This is a genomic window from Flavobacterium sp., from assembly GCF_047602195.1.
Lineage (GTDB): Bacteria > Bacteroidota > Bacteroidia > Flavobacteriales > Flavobacteriaceae > Flavobacterium.
This window is the reverse complement of sequence record NZ_JASGHW010000002.1, coordinates 212,901-232,547: the sequence shown is the minus strand read 5'-3', so window position 1 is coordinate 232,547 and position 19,647 is coordinate 212,901. Positions and strand designations below refer to the sequence as shown.

General features: G+C 47.6%; 16 protein-coding genes. 7 read left to right on the top strand and 9 right to left on the bottom strand.

Annotation, left to right across the window (positions count from 1 at the left end):
- Positions 1–132: 132 nt before the first annotated feature.
- Positions 133–1,017, bottom strand: coding sequence for an NAD kinase (locus tag QM717_RS02040; protein ID WP_415034328.1), 885 nt, complete (start codon positions 1,015–1,017; stop codon positions 133–135).
- Between the two features lie 81 nt (positions 1,018–1,098).
- On the bottom strand, positions 1,099–1,758 hold the full coding sequence (locus QM717_RS02035) for a CBS domain-containing protein (RefSeq protein ID WP_415034326.1): 660 nt from the start codon (positions 1,756–1,758) through the stop codon (positions 1,099–1,101).
- 115 nt (positions 1,759–1,873) lie between these two features.
- Here QM717_RS02035 and QM717_RS02030 point away from each other — a divergent pair, with 115 nt between their 5' ends.
- Complete coding sequence (locus tag QM717_RS02030) at positions 1,874–2,587, top strand: pyridoxine 5'-phosphate synthase (protein WP_415034324.1); 714 nt, start codon at positions 1,874–1,876, stop codon at positions 2,585–2,587.
- 180 nt (positions 2,588–2,767) lie between these two features.
- Positions 2,768–3,529 (top strand): alpha/beta fold hydrolase, encoded by a 762-nt coding sequence (locus QM717_RS02025; RefSeq protein WP_415034322.1) that lies wholly within the window; start codon positions 2,768–2,770, stop codon positions 3,527–3,529.
- Between the two features lie 49 nt (positions 3,530–3,578).
- Here the strand turns inward: QM717_RS02025 and QM717_RS02020 are convergent, their stop codons facing one another.
- The 3 genes from QM717_RS02020 to QM717_RS02010 are packed head-to-tail and all read right to left on the bottom strand — an operon-like array spanning position 3,579 to position 7,652.
- Positions 3,579–4,937, bottom strand: coding sequence for a VPS10 domain-containing protein (locus QM717_RS02020; protein ID WP_415034320.1), 1,359 nt, complete (start codon positions 4,935–4,937; stop codon positions 3,579–3,581).
- Between the two features lie 4 nt (positions 4,938–4,941).
- Complete coding sequence (locus tag QM717_RS02015; protein ID WP_415034318.1) at positions 4,942–6,297, bottom strand: T9SS type A sorting domain-containing protein; 1,356 nt, start codon at positions 6,295–6,297, stop codon at positions 4,942–4,944.
- A 5-nt stretch (positions 6,298–6,302) separates the two neighbouring features.
- On the bottom strand, positions 6,303–7,652 hold the full coding sequence (locus tag QM717_RS02010) for a T9SS type A sorting domain-containing protein (protein ID WP_415034315.1): 1,350 nt from the start codon (positions 7,650–7,652) through the stop codon (positions 6,303–6,305).
- A gap of 133 nt (positions 7,653–7,785) precedes the next feature.
- Between QM717_RS02010 and QM717_RS02005 the strand changes: the two genes are divergently transcribed.
- From QM717_RS02005 to clpX, 4 genes are all read left to right on the top strand, one after another.
- Positions 7,786–8,130, top strand: coding sequence for a phage holin family protein (locus QM717_RS02005; protein WP_415034313.1), 345 nt, complete (start codon positions 7,786–7,788; stop codon positions 8,128–8,130).
- A gap of 88 nt (positions 8,131–8,218) precedes the next feature.
- The gene (gene tig / locus QM717_RS02000; RefSeq protein WP_415034311.1) at positions 8,219–9,544 is read left to right on the top strand and encodes a trigger factor; all 1,326 of its coding nucleotides are present in this window, start codon (positions 8,219–8,221) and stop codon (positions 9,542–9,544) included.
- Positions 9,545–9,635: 91 nt separating this feature from the next.
- A complete protein-coding gene (clpP, locus tag QM717_RS01995; protein ID WP_415034310.1) occupies positions 9,636–10,310 on the top strand; it encodes an ATP-dependent Clp endopeptidase proteolytic subunit ClpP in 675 nt (224 codons plus the stop codon).
- Between the two features lie 69 nt (positions 10,311–10,379).
- Positions 10,380–11,612, top strand: a complete 1,233-nt coding sequence (gene clpX, locus QM717_RS01990; protein WP_415034308.1) for an ATP-dependent Clp protease ATP-binding subunit ClpX — start codon at positions 10,380–10,382, stop codon at positions 11,610–11,612.
- A 103-nt stretch (positions 11,613–11,715) separates the two neighbouring features.
- Here clpX and QM717_RS01985 read toward each other — a convergent pair whose 3' ends face one another.
- The 3 genes from QM717_RS01985 to QM717_RS01975 all read right to left on the bottom strand — a co-directional run bounded on the left by QM717_RS01985 (position 11,716) and on the right by QM717_RS01975 (position 16,068).
- Positions 11,716–14,178 carry a TonB-dependent receptor domain-containing protein gene (locus QM717_RS01985; protein WP_415034306.1) on the bottom strand — a complete coding sequence of 821 codons (2,463 nt, stop codon included), beginning with the start codon at positions 14,176–14,178 and terminating at the stop codon, positions 11,716–11,718.
- 239 nt (positions 14,179–14,417) lie between these two features.
- Positions 14,418–14,543, bottom strand: coding sequence for a lipoprotein (locus QM717_RS01980; protein ID WP_415034304.1), 126 nt, complete (start codon positions 14,541–14,543; stop codon positions 14,418–14,420).
- 1 nt (position 14,544) lies between these two features.
- Complete coding sequence (locus QM717_RS01975; protein WP_415034302.1) at positions 14,545–16,068, bottom strand: GH3 auxin-responsive promoter family protein; 1,524 nt, start codon at positions 16,066–16,068, stop codon at positions 14,545–14,547.
- Positions 16,069–16,165: 97 nt separating this feature from the next.
- Between QM717_RS01975 and QM717_RS01970 the strand changes: the two genes are divergently transcribed.
- A complete protein-coding gene (locus QM717_RS01970; protein ID WP_415034300.1) occupies positions 16,166–16,963 on the top strand; it encodes a DUF2797 domain-containing protein in 798 nt (265 codons plus the stop codon).
- 31 nt (positions 16,964–16,994) lie between these two features.
- Here QM717_RS01970 and QM717_RS01965 read toward each other — a convergent pair whose 3' ends face one another.
- Positions 16,995–19,589 carry an AsmA-like C-terminal region-containing protein gene (locus QM717_RS01965; protein ID WP_415034298.1) on the bottom strand — a complete coding sequence of 865 codons (2,595 nt, stop codon included), beginning with the start codon at positions 19,587–19,589 and terminating at the stop codon, positions 16,995–16,997.
- Positions 19,590–19,647 lie beyond the last annotated feature (58 nt).

Here is a 19,647-nt window from a genome sequence, read left to right as displayed (position 1 = left end):
ACCAATCACTTACGAAATTGGTATTTCTGTCAAATTAAATTCGCGTTAATAATTAATCGATTCTTTCAAAAAGAATAGTTACGAAACGACGGTTAGGGTAGTTGTAGTATAAGGACGGATCAGAAATCGGTGTTAATTTCTCTTGTCTTCGCCCCAGAGCAATTTATTGCGCAAGGTTTTGAGGAAGGTTTCGTGCGGAATCTCGACCATGTTGATTGGGAAAGGCGTCTTGCGGATGGTCAATGTCGATTCATTTTTGATCGAGGCGATGCGCGAATCGAGCGAGACCAAATATTGTTCTTCACGACCCGAAACCTTGAGCCTGATTTCGGTTTCGTCGGGAATGACCAAAGGTCTGGCGGTCAAATTGTGCGGTGCGATCGGCGTGATGACGAGGCTTTTGACATCGGGTGTCAAGATTGGCCCGCCACAGCTCATCGAATAACCCGTAGAACCGGTCGGCGTGGCGATGATCAAACCGTCGGCCCAATAGGAATTGAGGAATTCGCCGTTCAGCAACGTATCGATCGTGATCATCGAAGTGGTGTCCTTGCGGCTCACCGTGATTTCATTCATCGCAAAATTGATGTCACTGATGCTGTCGTTCGGCGGGTCGCATTCGAGGCTCAGCAAAGTCCGTTTCGAAACCGTATAGTTGCGGTCGATCACGAACTGCAAAAACTGCGCGATATTGTCTTTCTGCACCGAGGCCAAAAAACCGAGCCTGCCCGCATTGATGCCGAGCATCGGGATGCCCGAATCTCTTACCAGCGTGGCCGCGCGCAAAATCGTCCCGTCGCCGCCGATGCTGATCATCATGTCGAAACTCAAATCGAGTTCCTTGTACGAATCGAAGGTCTTGTATTCTTTTTTGACGAGCTGTTTTTCGTACAGCATTTTGAGAAAGTTCGCCTCGATGACCATTTCGACGCCATTGTTGTTGAAAAACACAAAAATGTCCCGGATGATCGGTTCGGTGCTGTTTTGGTAGTATTGTCCGTAGATGGCGACTTTCATGAAATGTTTAATCGTTTAACCGTTGATTTGTTTAACCGTTCCGATTAACCGATTAACCGATTAACCGATTACACATTTAAATTAAATATTGAGGTATTTGTCCAGGTAATCCGAACGCTCTTTCAAACTGTTGATGTAATTGTCTTCCTGGTGTTCCGAGACGATTTCGTAATTGTAGCGGCGGAAGGTCTGGATGATTTCATTCATCGCGCCGAGGGCAATCTTGATCGTGATTTCGACGTTCTCGGCATCGGCATCCGAAATGAACAAACCGAGGATCTTGCCGTTGTTGCTCTCGACGATCTGTGCAATCTGGCTCATCGAAAAATCGAGCACGCCTTTTCGGATGACAATAATGCCGCCTTGTTCTTTCAAAAATGGCGTTTCATTGAAAAATTTGATCACGTCCTGGATTTCGTAATAGCCCACGTAGTTGTTGCTTTCATCCAAAACGGGAACCAAATTCGTATTGTATTTGGCAAAAACCTCGAGCACATCGAGCCAGATCATGTTGGTTCGTGCAAAAAAACTTTCGAAAGTGTAACGGTATTCTGAAATCTGTTTGTTGGGTTCAAAAGTCTCGGCATCTTCCGAGGAAACGCTACCGATGTAAATGCTTTCCTCGACCACCGGAAAATGCGAATACGTCAGTTCGGCAAAAAAATCCTGCACATCTGCGATCGTTTCGCGGCTGTCTATCGGTCGGATGCCATTGTTGATGTAATCTTTGAGTTCGGTCATAAAATTTTTCTCTGTCTTTAGGGCAGAATGCTTATGCAAAATAATCAAAAAAAGGCGACAGCACCTATTTTAACTTCGTATTTTTGTACCAAGATTAACAGTACTACCAGAAGTCATGGCAAAGTTAAGTGTAAACATCAATAAAATAGCCACTTTGCGCAACGCCCGCGGCGGCAATGTGCCCGATTTGCTGCAGGTTGCCAAAGACATTGAGCGCTTCGGTGCCCAAGGCATCACGATCCATCCGCGTCCCGATGAACGCCACATCCGGTACCAGGACGCGCGCGATCTCAAACCAATCGTCACCACCGAATTCAACATCGAAGGCAATCCGCAGCACAATTTCATCGATTTGGTCCTCGAAACCAAACCCGATCAAGTCACGCTCGTTCCCGATGCCATCGGCGCGTTGACCTCGAATGCTGGTTGGGACACGATCCAACACCAGGATTACCTGATTGATGTGATTGCCGAATTCAAACGCCACGGCATCCGCACCTCGATTTTTGTCGACCCTGTAATCGAAATGGTCGAAGGCGCCAAAGCTACTGGAACGGATCGCATCGAACTCTACACCGAAGCATTCGCGCACCAGTACGGCCTGGGCAATAAAAATGCGATCGAACCTTACGTCAAGGCCGCCGAAAAAGCCAACGAACTCGGGCTCGGCATCAACGCCGGACACGATTTGAGCCTCGACAACATCCAGTTTTTCAAGCAGAATATTCCGGGATTGCTCGAAGTTTCAATTGGCCACGCGCTTATTTCCGAGGCGCTGTATCTCGGGCTCGAGAATGTCGTGAGTATGTATTTGAATAAATTGAAATAGTTGGGCGTGCCCCTGCGGGTCGCGCTCTCCGCGGTGCACGGCACCTTGCTGCGATCGCTCACGCGAAAGTCCTTCAATATTCGATATTCGTTGTTCATTATTCGAACTTCAAAAAAAAAAATTAAATGTCGAATGTTGATTAACGAACAATGAATGTCGAAAGTAATAACACCAACAACCATGTTATATTCCAAAATAGAAGGCCAAGGCCAACCGCTCTTAATCCTGCACGGCTATCTCGGCATGTCCGACAACTGGAAAACGCTCGCCGGGCAATACGTGAATGCCGGTTATCAGGTACACGCACTCGATTTGCGCAACCACGGCCGCAGTTTTCATTCCGACGAGTTTACCTATGAGGCCATGGTACAGGACGTTTACGACTATTGTCTCGAACACAACCTGACCAACATCGACCTGATCGGGCATTCGATGGGCGGCAAGGTCGGGATGTTTTTCGCGATGACGCATCCGGAAATGTTGCAGAAATTAGTCGTCGCCGACATCGCGCCCAAATACTATGCACCACACCACCAGGACATCATGGCCGCGCTCAAGGCCGTCGATTTTTCGAAAAAGCCGTCGCGCACCGAGGTCGACCACATCATGGAACCGTTCGTCCCCGATTTTGGTACGCGCCAATTCCTGATGAAAAATCTGTACTGGAAGGAACCGGACCAACTCGCCTTTCGATTCAATTACCCGGTTTTTGAAAAGGTGATCGACAACATCGGGCAGGAATTGCCTCCGGCTTCTGTTTTTGAAAAACCGACTTTGTTCTTGCGTGGCTCAAACTCCAATTACATCAAGGATTCGGATTACGGCAACATCAAAAAACATTTTCCCGATTCGGCGATAGAAGTGATTTCGAATGCGGGACATTGGCTGCATGCCGAAAACCCAAAGGAATTTTTTGACAAAACCATCGCTTTCCTAAAATAGAAAAGGCCCTCCCCATGACAAGAAGGCCCTTTCAAGAAAAAAACAATACTTACTCTTTAATGATTTTTACCGATGCGGTTGTGCCATCGGACGAAGTGATTTTGGCCAGGTAAAGCCCATTTTGCCAAGTACTCACATCGACCGTTATTTCGCGTTGGTTATGGTAGTCTTGAACCAATATTTGCTTTCCGCCCAAGTCGAAAATTGCAACCTGATCGATATCGCTGCCGGATAATTTAATGATGTCTTTTGATGGATTGGGCATCGCGTGGAAGACCTTTTCGGCGAGGAAGCTTTCTTTTTTGAGTAATCGGCTCATCTCATCGGTCAGGCGGAAAAATCGTCGGTAGTCGCTGCCATTATAGCCTGAGCAATAACCCACCGACGGGCTGTAGAATTTCGCGATGACCGGAAAGACCACATGATCGATTTCGTTGAGGCTGTTCCAGTTGTTGCCGCCATCGGTGCTGTAAGCGGAACCTCTTTCTTGCTCGCCGTCAAAATTTCTTCCGAGCGAAAAATAGGTGTTGGTGGTTTGCGGAACACGATAAGTACTTCTGTTCCAGGCAACGCCGTTTGCAGTTGTCATTTCAGTCCATGTCAAACCGCTGTCGGAAGTGCTGTACAGCGAACCGTCCTTCAGGGTCAGTATGCCGTCGTTGTGGTTTTGGAATGCAAAAGGCGTAATGGCGCCGATGCTGTCAAAATAAAGCGCAGGCTGGTTTTCGGGCATTTGCGAAACAACCCAAGTGTATCCGTAATTGTCTGAACGGAAAAGCCTGTCCTTGTTGGTGCCAAACCATAAAGTGTTTCCAACGGCGGTGAATTGGCCGACATTGACATATTCGCCATCAAGCGGTTGCGGGATGTTCGATGACGGCACGCGGATCCAATTGGTTCCCGCATTGGACGTCATATAAATTTCAAAATAACCGCCTGCCGCATCGCCGATCACTACACCAGTATTCTGGTCAAACATATGGATGGCGCCTGGAAAAGATTCAGTCCCATTGGAATAAATGGCCGGTTGTTGCTGTGTCCATGTCGCTCCCGAATCAAAGGTAACCCAGATCCCGCCTTGGACTGTACTGGTGTTGGGATAAAAAAGCACATAAGCCGTCGTGGCCGAAACCGCAGCGATGTTGCACACCTGCAGGTCTTCGCTAACAGGCAAATAACCGGTCGTCCAGGTTTGTCCACCATCGATCGAAATGCCCCAGGTGCTTGGGCCATTTCCGGTTTCGTCGTAATTGGTGCCGGTAACCCAGACCGCATTTTCATCGACAATTGAAATGGAATTTACATAATAGCCCGAAAGCGGATTGAACGGAACACTTTCTGTCCAGAAATCCTGTGCGTTCAAGGTCGTAGAAACAACCAAAATAAAGTAAAGCAATAGTTTTTTCATAGGGTTATTTCTTGATGATTTTTGCAATTGAAGTCGCTCCATCGCCGGTGCTGACTTTGGCCAGGTACATTCCATTGTGCAAAGCCGATAAATCCAGAACTGCTTCATGGACGGCATTGTAGTTTTGTTTCAAGACGACTTTGCCCGAAAGGTCGCAAACCATTACCGACTCGATGTTGGCACCGGTCAATCGGATCAATCCCGAAGTAGGATTTGGCAGGACAACCAAGGATGGGCTTGTCGCAAACGAATCGTTTTGGAGCAATCGATCCAATGGGTCGGTCAGCCTGAAAAATTTAAGCTGGCCGGGATTGACGTTGTAGTATCCGGTGCAATAGCCCACCTGCGCGCTGTAAAATTTGGCGGTAATCGAAGGCGAGACCTCGCTGATGATTTCGTTCCAGTCCATACCGCCGTTGACCGAATAGGAGGCGCCGGTATTGTTCTCCAAAATATCCATGCCCCAGCCAAAATAGGTGTTGGTGGTTTGTGGGACAAAGACCAAGTTGTAGTTGCGCAACAGGCCGTTGTAAAAATCGGTTTCGTTGTTCCAGAAGCCGCCGCCGTTGCCGGAGCGCCAAAGCTCCCAGGTGTTGCTTACCATCAGGCCGTCAAACGGATTCCTGAAGGCGAAATGGGCAGATTCAGAAGCGCCGCCAAAATCGGGATAGGGTGATTGGAATTTGCCCCAGGTGTACCCATTGTCAAACGATTGGTAAATATTTCCTTTGTTGGTGCCGAACCAGACCGCGTCGAGTTTGGCGTCGTAATGCCGTGCTTCATAGATGTATTCGCCGTCAGCAGGTGGCTGTATATTTGACGATGGCACACGGATCCAATTGGTGCCGGCGTTTGAAGTCGTATAGATTTCGAAATAACCGCCGGCCACATCACCAACCACAACACCGTCATTGGCGTTGAAGAAATGCAGAAAACCGACATTGGAGTCTGTTCCGGTGTTGTATAAAGCAGAAGATTGCTTGGTCCAGGTTGCCCCTGAATTTTCCGTAACCCAAACACCTCCTTGAACCGTTGGGGTATCGGCATAAATAGCAAGGTATGCTTTATTGGCGGAGATTGCATGAATATTGCTGCCGACATGCGAAGCCGATGCACCCCCGGTCGAAATTGGCCCGTCTGCCCAAGTCAATCCACCGTCGAGAGAAAAGGCGTAACGTTTCCAGTTGTTCGTATTGTTTACCCCGAGCACCCAAACCGTATTGGCATCCACAATCGAAATGCTTTTGACGTAATAATCCGGATTGTTCGGGAACGGCGTGGTCTCGGTCCAGAAGTCTTGCGCATCCGCAAATGACCAAGTCAAAATGATTAGTAATAAGTAGCGTAATTTCTTTTTCATAGCGGTTATTTTTTGACAATTTTTACAGAGGATGATGCGCCGTGTTCGCCTGAAATTTTGGCCAGGTACATTCCATGCGGCAAAGTAGACACATCCAAAACGGCTTCATTTACCAAACCATAATCTTGGGTCGAAATGACTTTTCCGGACAAGTCGCAAACGACGACTTGGGTAATGTTGGCTCCCGAAAGTTTGACAACATCGGTCGTCGGATTGGGTGCTGCTTCGAATTTTGAGGCGGCGATGAATGGCTCGTTCTTGAGCAATCGGAACAACGGATCGGTGAGTTTGAAAAAGCGCGCACCGCTTGGGCCATTTTGATATTGGCCGATGCAAAACCCAACGGTTCCACTTTGGAATTCGGCGTCGAATGGAATCACGGGATTGGTGTCTTCGGTGTTGAGGTCGATCCAATTGTCGCCACCGTCGGTGGTGTAAGTTGCGCCGTAGATGCCATCAACAACTCCTTCTCCCCAAGAAAAGTAAGCGTTGTTGGTTTCAGGCACATAAACAACATGGTGATTTCTTGGTGCATTGAAAAAAGGGACGGAAATCAGTGACCAAGTCAGGCCGCCATCGGTAGTTTCACCCCATGACCAATCGCGATAAACCACCATTCCTTCCTGGTCGTTTTTAAAAGCAAAACTGGCACCCAAGTCCGAGTCCCCAAAATCTTGACAAGGCGACTGATTAACACTCCAATGCAAGCCCAAGTCTTCGGAATGGTAAATTCTACCCCTGTTGGTTCCGAACCAAAAATGGTTGCCGCGTGCTTCAAATATGGCAGTGTAGCCGTATTCCGCTATGGATATAGGCGCAGGAATATCGGTTTGCGGTACCTGAACCCAGTTCGTACCGCCATTAGATGTTGTGTAAATCTGAAAACCACCATTGACAGGATCGCCCACCGCAACACCATTGTTGAGGTCAAAAAAATACACAATGTTGGCAAAAGATGTGGTCGAATTGAACGCAGTCGTTTGCTGTGTCCAGGTCGCGCCTGCGTCATCGGTCATCCAGATGCCGCCGATGGTGCCAGGCGTGTTTGGAAATCCGGCAACATACGCCCGGGTTGCAGAAACGGCATGCAGCCACGCCACGCCCAGTGAAGTGCTGCCGAGGTTGATGTCACCGCTGGCCCAAGTGATGCCGCCATCGGTTGAAATGCTGTATTGGTTGTAAGCCGGTCCGGCGTTCGGTAAGGCTCTTGCCCAAACCACATCGGCATCTACAATCGAGATTTGACCGGGATGGTAATTGGAATTGTTTCCAAATGGCGCGACTTCTGTCCAAAAGTCCTGTGCGTTCACAGTGGCCGAAGCCGCAAAAAGTAAAGTGAGTAAAAGTTTTTTCATAAGCAAAAGTTTTGGGTTGGTTGTGTTGTTAATGTTATTGAGTTGTAAACACCCATTGTGAATTAATCTGTGCGAAGCATCTCTAAAAAACAAGGCTATTTTGTTAACTTTGTCTTACACTAAACACACGATCATGAATCTACTCATCCGCATTTTAGTCACCGCCGTTTTGGTAATGATCATCGCTTATTTCATGCCCGGCGTGGTTGTAGACAGTTTCAAGACTTCTGTTATTGTAGCCATCGTACTCGGTTTGCTCAATGTTTTCATTAAACCGTTACTGGTGTTGTTTACCCTACCTGTCACGATATTCACCTTCGGACTTTTTTTGCTGGTCATCAACGCGATCATCATCATGCTGTGTACCGAAATCGTCACGGGCTTTGAAGTCAAGACATTTTGGACGGCTTTGATTTTCAGTATCATCCTTTCGATTTCGCAATCGGTCATGTTCTCTTTGTCGGGCAGCAAGGATTAATTTTTACGTCTTTTATACAATAGGTTAAAAACTTTGTTGGGTGGTAAAAAAATACTAATTTTGCCACCCAATTTTAGTATGTAAAAAGATGAATATCACAAGAAAGAATACCGATGCGCTCAATGCGGTGGTCACCGTGGCGGTTTCCAAAGCCGATTACGCGCCTCAAGTTGAAAAAGTGTTGAAGAATTACGCCAAAAATGCGACCATTCCAGGATTCAGAAAAGGTGCTGTGCCGATGAGCCTCGTCAAGAAGCAATACGGCAAAGCGGCTTTGCTCGAAGAAGTCAACAAAGTATTGCAGGAAAACCTGAACAAATACTTGCAGGACGAGAAACTCGACATCCTTGGAAACCCGCTGCCAAAAATCGACGAGAACTTCAACTGGGATTCTGAAGACTATACATTTGAATTCGAATTGGGGATGGCGCCAACTTTCGACGTGAACCTCGAAGGCGTCAAAAACCTGACCCAATACAAAGTGTTCGCCGACGACAAAATGCTCGACGATCAAGTGTTGCGCATCCGCAAACAATACGGCAAGATGAGCGCGAAAGACACCGTTGAAAAAGACGATGACATTTCGGGAACGTTCATCAATGAGGAAAAAGGCATCAACAGCCCGTCTCATTTTACACTAGATGTTTTCAAGGCCAAGAAAGAAGCCGATAAATTCGTCGGTAAAAAAATAGGCGATGTTGTGACGCTCAAGACCAAAGGTTTGTTCGACGACGACCACAAACTGATGGATTACCTCAAACTCGGACACGATGAAGTACACGGACTCGACATCGAGGTCGATTTCAAGATCGAGGAAATCAACCAAACCGAACCGGCTGAACTCAACCAAGAATTGTTCGACAAATTGTTCGGGCCTGGAAACGTTAGCTCTGTAGAGGAAATCAAGGAAAAAATCAAGGAAGATGCCGAGCGACAGTTCGCTTCGCAGGCCGACCAGAAATTCCTCAACGACGTCACCGAATCGTTGTTGGGCAGCACCAAATTCGACCTTCCGGCGGAATTCCTCAAGAAATGGATCCAAACCGTAGGCGAGACGCCATTGACGCCAGAGCAAGCCGAAGAAGAATACGCACGTTCAGAAAATGGATTGCGTTACCAGCTCATCGAAGGCAAGATCATGAAGGACAACAACCTGCAGATCACTTTCGACGACTTGAAGAACTACACCGCGCAAATGATCCGCAAGCAAATGGCGCAATTCGGGCAAACCAACCCGACGGACGCCGATGTAGACGGAATCGTGGCGCGCGTGCTCCAAAACCAAGACGAGATCAAACGTTTGTCTGACCAAGTCATGAGCGAAAAAATGCTCAACCTGTTCAAGGAAAAAGTCAAGGCAAAAACCAAAGAGGTTTCCTACGAGGATTTCATCGCGGCCTCTTACGGGCACTGATTTTTCAAAAATAATTAGTATATTTACGGCGTCAAAACAATATTGACGCCGTTCCTATTTTACTAATGCTTAAAAAATTCCATAAAAAACCATGAACTACGGTAAAGAATTTAAAAAGTTTGCTACAAAACACCACGGCGTGAACTCGATGTACTACGACAAGATCGTGGGCGCGATGAACCCAACCGGAATGACTCCTTACATCATCGAAGAAAGACAACTCAACATCTCGCAACTCGACGTGTTTTCGCGTCTGATGATGGACCGGATCATCTTCCTCGGGACCGGAATCGACGACCAAATCGCCAACATCGTACAGGCGCAATTGCTTTTCCTCGAAAGCGCCGATGCCTCAAAAGACATCCAAATCTACATCAACTCACCGGGCGGAAGCGTTTACGCGGGTCTCGGAATCTACGACACCATGCAATACATCAAGCCTGATGTGGCAACCATCTGCACCGGAATGGCTGCTTCAATGGGCGCCGTTTTATTGTGTGCCGGTCAAGCCGGAAAACGTTCGGCCTTGCCGCATTCGCGTGTGATGATCCACCAGCCATCTGGCGGCGCGCAAGGCGTGGCTACCGATATGGAAATCAACCTGCGCGAAATGCTCAAACTGAAGGAAGAATTGTACAAGATCATCGCCCAGCATTCGGGTCAATCTTACGACAAGGTCCACAAAGACAGCGAGCGCGACTACTGGATGAAAGCTGATGAAGCCAAGGAATACGGAATGATTGATGAAGTTTTAAGAAGAAGCTAAATTCAGTTTGACGCTTTTGGAAGATTCGGAATTCACAACCAAAAGCCGGGACTGCTAACTACTCAAAATATGGCAAAAGAAATATTGGATTGCTCGTTTTGCGGACGTAAAAAACCCGAAACCAATCTGCTCATAGCCGGAATCAATGCACACATCTGTGACAAATGCATTGAGCAGGCGCATGGAATTGTCCTAGAGGAACTCAAGACCAACGGGAATTCCAAGATGGTCGCCGACCTGATCCTCAAGAAACCGAAGGAAATCAGGGGCTTCCTGGACCAATACGTTATCGGGCAGGACCAAACCAAAAAGGTCATGGCCGTTGCCGTCTACAACCACTACAAACGTCTGATGCAGCAACAGCTCAATGATGACGTCGAAATCGAAAAGAGCAACATCATCATGGTGGGCCAAACCGGTACCGGAAAAACTTTGGTTGCCAAAACCATTGCCAAAATGCTCGACGTGCCATTGGCCATAGTCGATGCAACGGTACTCACCGAAGCGGGTTATGTGGGCGAAGACGTCGAAAGCATCCTGACGCGTTTGCTCCAGGCCGCCGATTACGACGTGACCAAAGCCGAACGCGGTATCGTGTTCATCGACGAGATCGACAAGATTGCGCGCAAGAGCGACAATCCATCGATTACGCGCGATGTATCGGGTGAAGGCGTACAGCAGGCGCTTTTGAAATTGCTCGAAGGAACGGTGGTCAATGTGCCGCCAAAAGGTGGCAGGAAGCATCCGGACCAAAAATTTGTAGAAGTCAATACCAAGGACATTTTGTTCATTGCCGGTGGCGCATTCGATGGCATCGAAAGAATCATCTCGAAACGTTTGAACCGTCAGGCCGTGGGTTACAGCACGTCCAAAAATGCCGACCAGATCGACAAGGACAATCTGTTGCAGTACATCATCCCGAAAGACATCAAGGATTTTGGTTTGATTCCCGAGATCATCGGCCGTTTGCCGGTTCTGACGCATATGGATCCGCTGGATCGCGAGACTTTGCGCGCGATCTTGACCGAACCGAAAAATGCCTTGATCAAGCAATACCAGAAATTGTTCTCGATGGACAACGTCGATTTCAACATCACCGAGGAGGCGCTCGATTTCATCGTAGACAAGGCGCTCGAGTACAAACTCGGCGCGCGTGGTTTGCGTTCGTTGTGCGAGGCCATCCTGACCGATGCGATGTACGATTTGCCGGGAACCGATGATTCGGTGCTCCGGATCGATAAAAATTATGCGAAAGACGCGTTGACCAAAAACTTGCTCAAGCGTTTGGAAATCGCTTCTTAAAAACATTCAGATTCTACAATAGAAAAGTCCCGTCAAAGCGGGACTTTTTTTGTGGCAGTTGTCTAAAAGACCGATCTTAACTACCGGCCTTGCTTCATTAATCTCATTTCAACAGACCGCCACCTTGTTTCATCTTTTCGGTATCGATGTTCGTATTGTCCTGTTGCAGTTTGGAGTTCCCAAAATTCCATGTCAACGAAACGCGGAAGTGGCGCGAATCGTTTTTCTGGCGGTAATTGGTATTGAGGTTCTGGCCCGCAATCAGCGCGTTGACTTCATTGGCATTGAACACATCGAAACAGTGCAGTCCGATCTTGAGGTTCTTGTTCATAAAGTCGCGGTTGAACGAGACGTCGAATTGCTGGATCGGTTTGCTGATGCCGTAAATTTCCCAGGTTCCTTTGGGCAGGATGAAATAGGACATCGTATTGGTGATTTCCCAAGGCAACATCAATTGCGACTGGAAACTGTAGTTGACAACCGGTTGCACGTCGAACGGGAAGCTCAAACCTTCGATTTCCGATTTCACATAATTGACATTGACGAAAATGTAATTCATCTTGTCCATCGTGTTGATGCGCTTGAGGAATTCGTCTTTGCCCTTGAAGATATAATCGAGCGGAATCGGGAACGACAGATACGCGCTGAAAATATTGAGTTTGTCGAACTGCTGCGCGCTCGCATTGCTGACCAATTCGCCGGGTTCGGCATTGAATACAAAACGGTTGTTGTCCTTGGAAACCGTATAATTGGCGCCGACCGACACAAACTGGAACGCGGTGTATTTCAATTCGTAATTGTCGAAAAAGGTCGGGTCGAGCGACAAATTCCCCTGCGAGGAATTGTAGCGGTCAAAAGCCGAGTTGTTGTTCGGGTCGAGCACGTTGTAATCGGGCTGGGCAATTTTGCGCGAATAGTTGCCGCTCACGTTCATGTTGTCATTGATTTCATACATCAGGCTCGCATTCGGGAACAAATTGGTGTTGCTGTATTTGATGCGTTCGATGGGTTCCCCGAAACTTCTCGTGGCATTTCTTTCGACCTGGAAATCCTCAAAACGCAAACCGGCCGTAAAATGGAATTTCTTGATCTTCTTGCGCGCCTCGATATAAAACGCGAGGTTATTCTCGGAATAGTCAAAGTCGATGCGGTCGCCATAGATTCCCGAATCGAAAATCGCCGCACTGCCGCTGTTGAAATTGTACTGCCCGTTGTTCTGGACCTCGATGATGTTGTATTTTCCACCCGTGTTGAGCGTAAAATCCCATTTCTGGAACGGGAAAGACAAATCGTATTTGAGGTAATAATTCTGCAACCCGAAATTGATCTTGCCATTGTTGAAATTGTAGCTCTGGTCGGTCCAATCGTGTCCCGTGGAACGCGTGGTCGGCGTTTTGTCGAACAGGTTCATGTAAGCCGTCACATCGAGCGTACGGCCCAAAGTGTCGAGCTTGGTCTTGTACTGCAAACTGAGTTCGTGCACATTGTTCTTGTCTTTGGACAAACTGTTGCTGCTGAAATTATTGTTGCCGCCGATCACGCTTCCGTCGGTGGTCGTGCGGTTATTGGCCAGGTTGACGTTGTAGTTGAGCAAAAGGTTCGAGTTGTCGGTCAGCTTGTAATTGGTCCCGGCGCGGAAATAAAAATTGCGCCAGATGTTGTTGTTGAAGTTGTTTTGGACGATGTGCTGCTCGGGGTTGAACGAAGTAAACACCTGGTCGTTGGTGTTCTTGGTTTCGCCTTCGATGTAATTGTAACCCGTCATCGTTTGCCAGCTTAGCCTTTTTTCTTTTCCGTTGACGAGGATTTGCGGGCTCGGTTTCTGGTATTTGTTGAAATTGTAATTGATGTTGAAACTGGCATTAACACCTTTCATGCGCTTGGTCGTCGTGACGATGTTGATTACCGAACCGCTCGAATTCGCATCGTAGGCCGCACCAGGATTGTAAATCAACTCGACTTTTTCAATGGCACTTGCGGGAAGGCTCGAGAGGTAATTCTGCAAATCGGTACCACTCATTGTGCTTGGCGCGCCGTCGATGTAAATCGCCACACCTTTTCCGTTCAAGGTCAATCCGCCGGTGGGCGAGGCGACGATTCCGGGCAATTTCTTGACAGCGTCATAGGTGCTGCCGGTACTCAGCATCGGGTTTTCCTTGACCGATACGATGGTTTTGTCGGCTTCGACTTTGATAAATTGCCGTTTGTTGCCATAGACCATGACTTCCGAAATGTTGTTGGTTTTTTCGGACAAGGTGACCGGGTTGAGGATGATTTTTCCCGGATGGTCGGGCCGGACTTCAAATTCTACCTTTCGGTCTTCATAACCCAAAGTAGAAACGGTCAAAGCATATTTTCCCGCCGGAAGCGTCTGCGACAATACAAACAAACAACCGATGCTGCGGTAAGTGCCTATTTTTTGAAGGGAATTGTTAGTGATTTCTTCCAAAAAAACTGTTCGCTCGTTGAGGTCGTTTTCACACGGAAGATTGGGAATACTGTTGTTCAATTCGAGGAAAGGTGGGTTTCCTTGGGCAAAGAGTTGGCTGGTTACAAGAAAGGCCAAGGCCAGTAAGACTGATTTACGACCAAAAAATGATTTTTTTTGGAAGTCGTGACCCGAGCCTGAAAGGCGAACGGATGAAATATTCTTAGAATTCATTGATTGGATGATTTTTTCCGTTGCGCGCCGAACAGTTCGGCGGTGCTTCGGTTGATTGATGATGACAGCCATTAAGACTGGTTTTGCCGCCAAACGTTACAGCAATGAAAGGTTAATTTATTGATAGTAATGAAAAAACACCGTTAAACGGTCTTTTCGGAAGAAGCGGACGGTTTGTCGCAAATGCCGCGAGCACCACATTTCATGCGGTGTGGCCCGCAAGAGGCGAGCAGTGTCAGCGACAATAATAGGAAGAATATTTTTTTCATCTTATTTTTGGAACACCTGCAGATTTTTGAGCTGTTCGAGGTAATCGCGCTGGTTCGACAACCGCGGAATTTTATGCTGTCCGCCGAGTTTTTTATTTTCCTTGAGCCAATCGTAGAACAAGTTTGGCCTCGCGATATTTAATATTAACGGATTCAGCGTCATGTTATTGTATCGTTTGGCCTCGTAATCGGAGTTGAGCGTCTGCAGGGTTTCGTCTAGTGTTTTTCGAAACACTTCCGGATTTTCGGGATTGTTCTTGAATTCGATCATCCATTCGTGTGCGCCTTTTTCCTTGTCTTTCATAAAAACGGGTGCTACGGTATAATCGACGACTTCGGTTTGCGTAAGCTGGCAGGCTTTGGCGATGGCCATATCGGTATTCTCGACCATGAGTTCCTCGCCAAAAACATTGATGTGGTGCTTGGTCCTTCCCGTCACGCGGATGCGGTACGGACTCAGCGAGGTAAACCGAACCGTGTCGCCAATCAGGTAACGCCACAAACCGCCGTTGGTCGTAATGACGATCGCGTAATTTTTGTTGAGTTCCACATCGGCCAAACGGATCGCTTTCTGCTCGGGCGTCCCGAAAATATCCATCGGGATGAATTCGTAAAAGATTCCATAGTCGAGCATCAATAACAAATCATTCGAATAATTCAAGTCCTGGATCGCAAAAAAACCTTCCGAGGCGTTGTAAATTTCATAGTACTGGAAATCCTTCTTCGGGACGATTTTTTGGTATTGTTCGCGGTACGGGTCAAAACTCACCCCGCCGTGGAAATACACTTCGAGGTTCGGCCAGATTTCAAGCAGGTTGTCTTTGCCGGTTTCGGCCAGCACGCGGTTCATCAGCACCAGCATCCATGACGGGACGCCTGCAAAACTGGTTACATTTTCGTTGCGTGTTTCGTTAATAATGGCCGCCAATTTCGATTCCCATTCGCTCATCAACGATACCTTGTTGCTCGGCGTGCTGCTGAATTCGGCCCAAATCGGCATGTTCTCGATCAGGATCGCCGAAAGGTCGCCGAAATAGGTATTGTTGTCTTCGTAAATCTGCGAACTGCCACCAAGCCTTAAACTTTTACCAATAAACAATTCCGAATTTTCATTGTTGTTCAGGTACAGGCACAACAAGTCTTTACTGCCCTTGTAATGGCAATCCTCGAGCGCCTCGTTGCTGACCGGAATGTACTTGCTTTTGGCGTTGGTCGTGCCGCTAGATTTGGCGAACCATTTGATCGGCGTATGCCAAAAAATATTTTGCTCGCCTTTGCGTGTGCGCTCAATCAAGGGTTCGAGGTCTTCGTAGCTCGATATCGGGACGCGCTCGGTAAAAGTTTGGTAGGATTTAATCGAGGTGAATTCGTATTCTTTCCCAATGACCGTTCCTTCAGAGCCGCGCAGCAGGTTCATGAGCAATTCTTCCTGGACCTCGTTCGGGTATTTGAGGAACAATTCAATCTGGTGGATCCTTTGCTTGAGGAACCAAGAGGCGATCGAATTGATGATTGGGAATGGCATTTTTTAAAATTGATTTGCGATAATGACCGATGAATTCTAACTTTACCAAAATTAGCAAAATTTGGCTGATTTCCTAACCCATAATCAAATTCCCCCGATGCAATACCAAGGCACACTCTCGAAAATGGAAACCGAATTCGGCAACCCGATCCAATATTATTTGGTTTTCGAGACCAGTTTTTTGAATGTCAACCAATTGCTCAACAAGAAAATCGAAATCAATTTCGAAGGATACCAATGCCTCAATTGCAAAAAGAACAAAAAAATTTACCGCCAGGGATTTTGCTACGATTGTTTCTACAGCAGCCCAGCCGTGGGAGATTGGATCATGCGCCCCGAATTGAGCACGGCGCACCTTGGCATCGCCGACCGCGACCTCGATTATGAAACGCGCGTGCAGGTGCAACCGCACATTGTTTATTTGGCGTTATCGAGCGAAGTCAAAGTCGGGGTGACGCGCAAAACACAGGTGCCGACGCGGTGGATCGATCAAGGTGCCTGCCAGGCGGTTTCGATTCTCGAGGTCCCGAACCGCTATCTAGCCGGAATCACCGAAGTCGAACTTAAAAAGCATTACACCGACAAAACCAATTGGCGCAAGATGCTCCAGAACGACGTGCTCGATCTCGATTTATTGATCGAGAAAACCAAAATCTTCGATTTCCTGCCCGAAGAAGTCAAGCCGTATTTCAACGCAGATCTCGACGAACATGTCGTGTTGCATTATCCCGTATTGCAGCGTCCGGCCAAAGTCACCGGACTCAACCTGGACAAGTCGCCCCATTATGGCGGGAAACTCGTCGGCATCCAGGGGCAATACCTCATTTTTGAGGACGGGACGGTGTTCAATATCCGCAGTTTCAAAGGCTACATCGTCAGTATCGCGATAGTGTAAAAAAGAAGCCCGACTTATCGCCGGGCTTTGCTTATTTCTTTTCCTCTTTCTTCTTTTTGCCGAATAGGCCGTTCAGCACTTGGTTGGCCGCGTTTTTGACGTCTTCGTTTTTCGTCGGCGTTTTGGTCTTGGTCGTGTCGGTCGATTTCTTGCCGCCGCCGCTCAAAATATTGCCGAGCGCATCGGTGCCTTGGTTGACGAGTTTGTCTTTTTGCTGTTTCACCAATTGGGCCGTCAAATTCGTCATCGCCTGTTTCATATCGGTGGTGATTTTCGGATTTTTGAAATTGCCCGACAGCACCGCATTGACCGGAATATTTTCGAGTTTTTTCGATTCGGCCGGCGTCAATTTGGCAATCAATTTATTGGCTTCGGTACCGAGGTATTTGGCCGGGACGTCAAACTTCAAATTGTAATTCATCGACTGGTCGAAACCATGCGCCCCGACAATATTGACCTTGATGTCCTGGTATTTGAGTTCAATCGGTTTCAAGCTCACTTTTCCGTTCTGGAACGTCAGCGCTGCCTTCAAATCGTTGAGGTTTAATTTGTTCAAGTCGATAAAGCCCACGCTTTCGTCCAGTTTGCTCAGCAAAGGCGAGGTTTTTTCATTGACCGTAGTTGAGAGCAATTGCCCGATCAAATCACCCGAAAGCGTATTCAAATCCGGCGTCATTTCTTTGGCATCGAGGTTTCCGTTGACCTTGATCGTCGTGTTCAATTTCCCGTTGATGACGCCTGCAATCGGTGCGATGTTTTTCATCATGTCGAGCTGCGTAAACGTTTGTTGGATGTCGACGCCGTTCATCTTGAGGTTCATGTTGAAATTCGGGACTTTTTCCTTGGTAGACACCGCACCGTCCACACCAATCTGTCCGCCGAAAATCGAGGTCTTGACATTTTCCAGCGTTGCTTTTTGGTCTTTGATGATGACTTTACCCGACACATTTTTGAGTACGAGATTGTCATACAAAACCGTATTGGCCTTGGCGTTGAGCGTGCAATTGAGGAAAGCCGGAATCTTGACCGCTTCGCTCGATTTCTTCGCCTCTGCGGCTTTGGGTTGGTCGGCGGTCATGAAATCGGAAACCGCAAACTGGTTCGACTCCATATTGAAATTGCCTTTCAATTCCTGGTTTTTGAGCATGAAGCCGTAGAAGTTTTCGAGTGTCCCGCTCGCGCGCAAATCGGTTTTTCCGGTCGTCGCATCGAGTTGCTGCAGGTTGATTTTGGTATTGGTAAAATCGAGTGCGGCCTTGTTGATGTTGATCGTTTTGTTTTCCTCGTCCACATATTTGAATCCGGTCAGCACCAAATTCCCCGAATTCTGCATGTTTTGGTATTGGTTGGTCTCGACCGATTTCATGTCGAATTTGGTATCGATATCGGCGACCAAAATCCCCGAAAGCGGCTTGTCGAGTTTGATCGGGTAGGCTTTTGACAGGTTTCCAAGGTTGATCGTTCCTTTCAAAGCCGCATCCACGAGTGCATTTTCGCTGATGTTTTTGATGTTCGCTTTCGCATTGAATACATCCTGGTCGATGCGGAAAGACAATTGGTCGAGGTTGACATAAGTGTCGTTCATCACACCAGTTTCATTGATGATCTTGGTGTCGATGACAATGCTTTGCACCGATTTTGGCAAATCAGGATATTGGAACGACGCGTTGTTCGATGCAATGGCGATATTGAATTTCGGAACCGTCGTATCCGATAAAATCCCTTTGGCAAAACCCGCAATCGTAAAATCGCCCGTGGTCTTGATCTTGTCGAGGCTTCCGGCATACGCGCCCGGAATCAATCCGAGGAAATTTTGGAAACTCGATGTAGGCGTCTTAAATGTCAAATCATATTGCTGGCCATTTTCCAATAATTGGATAAAACCGTCAAATTCGAGCGGTAACTTATTGATGAGCGCCTTGTTCTGCTTGAATTCGTATTTGCTCTTGTCGAGGTCGATCCCGAGCACCGCGTCCAAGGTCAGCGCCACGTTGTTCATGTAGTTCATTTGGTCCATGTCGAGCGATACTTTCGCGGTCGATTTGGTGACAAGGTCCAATTTAGAAGCCGCAAAATCGCCCGTGCCTTCATGGTTCAGGCTGTCGATGACCATCTTGATTTTGGAACGCTCGTCGTAGTATTTGAAACGCAGGTTTTCGAATTTGTATTCCTTGACCTTGAGCGACAACGGATCGCTTTTGCCATCGGAAGGCTTGTCGTCCTTGAGCGCGATGTCGAAATTGCCCACGCCGTCCTTGTTGAACAAGATGTTGACCTTGGCATCTTTGGATGAAAATGCCTCGATGTTCATCGGCTCGTCCTTGCCCTTGAACAATTCCTTGATCGACATGGTCAGGTTGATTTCGCCCATCGAAACCAAGGTATCGCCTTCAAACGGCGCCTTGTTGATGATGAGCAGTTTTTCTACATTGACGCTGGCTTGCGGGAAATTGCGGAACAAACTCAAATCGGCGTCGGCAAACGAAACCTTCGCATCGACTTTCTCGTTGATCGCATCGGCAATCTTGGCCTTGATCGCATCCTGGAAGAAAAATGGGATGGCAAACAGTGAAAGGATGAGCAGTAAAAGGACAATTCCGGTGATCTTTAAAATTTTCTTGACCATGATTTTGGGCTTTGGTTATTGGATTCGGCGGCAAAGGTACCGCAAATTTTAACAGATT

What these genes read in the sequence shown, in the direction of transcription:
- QM717_RS02040 (WP_415034328.1), bottom strand. Translation starts at nt 1,017, where the DNA reads ATGAAAGTCGCCATCTACGGACAATACTACCAAAACAGCACCGAACCG.
- QM717_RS02035 (WP_415034326.1), bottom strand. Translation starts at nt 1,758, where the DNA reads ATGACCGAACTCAAAGATTACATCAACAATGGCATCCGACCGATAGAC.
- QM717_RS02030 (WP_415034324.1), top strand. Translation starts at nt 1,874, where the DNA reads ATGGCAAAGTTAAGTGTAAACATCAATAAAATAGCCACTTTGCGCAAC.
- QM717_RS02025 (WP_415034322.1), top strand. Translation starts at nt 2,768, where the DNA reads ATGTTATATTCCAAAATAGAAGGCCAAGGCCAACCGCTCTTAATCCTG.
- QM717_RS02020 (WP_415034320.1), bottom strand. Translation starts at nt 4,937, where the DNA reads ATGAAAAAACTATTGCTTTACTTTATTTTGGTTGTTTCTACGACCTTG.
- QM717_RS02015 (WP_415034318.1), bottom strand. Translation starts at nt 6,297, where the DNA reads ATGAAAAAGAAATTACGCTACTTATTACTAATCATTTTGACTTGGTCA.
- QM717_RS02010 (WP_415034315.1), bottom strand. Translation starts at nt 7,652, where the DNA reads ATGAAAAAACTTTTACTCACTTTACTTTTTGCGGCTTCGGCCACTGTG.
- QM717_RS02005 (WP_415034313.1), top strand. Translation starts at nt 7,786, where the DNA reads ATGAATCTACTCATCCGCATTTTAGTCACCGCCGTTTTGGTAATGATC.
- tig (WP_415034311.1), top strand. Translation starts at nt 8,219, where the DNA reads ATGAATATCACAAGAAAGAATACCGATGCGCTCAATGCGGTGGTCACC.
- clpP (WP_415034310.1), top strand. Translation starts at nt 9,636, where the DNA reads ATGAACTACGGTAAAGAATTTAAAAAGTTTGCTACAAAACACCACGGC.
- clpX (WP_415034308.1), top strand. Translation starts at nt 10,380, where the DNA reads ATGGCAAAAGAAATATTGGATTGCTCGTTTTGCGGACGTAAAAAACCC.
- QM717_RS01980 (WP_415034304.1), bottom strand. Translation starts at nt 14,543, where the DNA reads ATGAAAAAAATATTCTTCCTATTATTGTCGCTGACACTGCTCGCCTCT.
- QM717_RS01975 (WP_415034302.1), bottom strand. Translation starts at nt 16,068, where the DNA reads ATGCCATTCCCAATCATCAATTCGATCGCCTCTTGGTTCCTCAAGCAA.
- QM717_RS01970 (WP_415034300.1), top strand. Translation starts at nt 16,166, where the DNA reads ATGCAATACCAAGGCACACTCTCGAAAATGGAAACCGAATTCGGCAAC.
- QM717_RS01965 (WP_415034298.1), bottom strand. Translation starts at nt 19,589, where the DNA reads ATGGTCAAGAAAATTTTAAAGATCACCGGAATTGTCCTTTTACTGCTC.